1 protein-coding gene is annotated in these 1,250 nt (G+C 75.4%); it reads left to right on the forward strand.

Annotation, left to right across the window (positions count from 1 at the left end; genetic code table 11):
- Positions 1-1,250 (forward strand): helicase-related protein (locus tag VB737_RS16800; protein ID WP_500314648.1); only part of this gene is annotated, 1,250 nt, incomplete at both ends.

The following is a 1,250-nucleotide window of genomic DNA, read 5'->3' on the forward strand; positions in this document are numbered from 1 at the left end:
GCGAACCGGTCGGCGGGCGCGTCGGCTACAGCGTGCGGCTCGAATCGCGCACCTCGGCGGCCACCCGGCTGGAGGTGGTCACGGCGGGGCTGTTCCTGCGCCGGCTCCAGGCCGATCCCGCCCTGGACGGGGTGGCCTGCGTGATCTTCGACGAATTCCATGAGCGCCAGGCCGAAGCCGATCTGGCCCTGGCCCTGGTGCGTCAGGCCCGCAGTCTGCTGCGGCCCGAACTGCGGCTGCTGGTGATGTCCGCCACCCTCGATCTGGCGCCCCTGGCCGAGGAGCTGGATGGGGCCGCCGTGATCAGCTGCGAGGGCCGCAGCCATCCGGTGGCGGTGGCCTACCAGCCGCCGCGACCGGACGAGCGGCTGGAGCGCCAGGTGCAGCGGGCCCTCGAAGGCCACTGGCTGGTTGAATCTGAGCCGCGGGGCACGGCGCTGGTGTTCCTGCCGGGGGTGGGGGAGCTGGAAACGGCACGGCGGGCCATCGCGGCCACCCCGTGGGGCCAGGAGCTGGAGGTGGCCCTCCTGCACGGCCAGCTGCCGCTGGCGGCCCAGGGGCAGGCCATCGCGGCTCCCCAGGGAGCAGCGGGCAAGGTGGTGCTGGCCACGTCGGTGGCGGAGAGCTCACTCACGATCGCGGCGGTGACCCTGGTGATCGACAGCGGCCTCAGCCGGCGCAGCCGCTTCGACCCGGCCACCGGCATGGACGGGCTGGTCACCCAGCCCGCCAGCCAGGCCAGCGCCGAGCAACGAAGCGGCCGGGCCGGCCGGCTGGGGCCAGGGCGATGCCTGCGGCTCTGGTCCCCGGCGGAGCAGCAGCGGCGACCCGCCTTCGATCCCCCGGAACTGCTCGAGGTGGATCCACTGCCGGTCGCCCTGCAGCTGGCGGAATGGGGCGCCGCGGAGGACGAGAGCCTGCCCTGGCTCACCGCGCCCCCCCGCCGCCCCCTGGAGGAGGCCCGCGGCCTGCTGCTGCAGCTCGGGGCCGTCGATGGCCAGGGACGCATCACCGGGCACGGGCGGGCCATGGCCCGGCTGGGCCTGCATCCGCGCCTGGCCCACATGCTGCTGCGGGCCAGGGACAGGGGCTGGGAGTCGCTGGCCACGGCCGTGGCCGTGCTGCTCAGCGAACGTGATCCCCTCGATCGACGCGAGGCCGGCAGCGATCTGATGCGGCGCCTCGACTGGCTGCGGGGCAGCCCGGGAGCGGAGGGGAGCGGGCGTGCCGCGGCCCGGGCGCCCTGGACC

The sequence above is a fragment of the Synechococcus sp. BA-120 BA3 genome (genome assembly GCF_034931285.1).
Taxonomy (GTDB): domain Bacteria; phylum Cyanobacteriota; class Cyanobacteriia; order PCC-6307; family Cyanobiaceae; genus Cyanobium.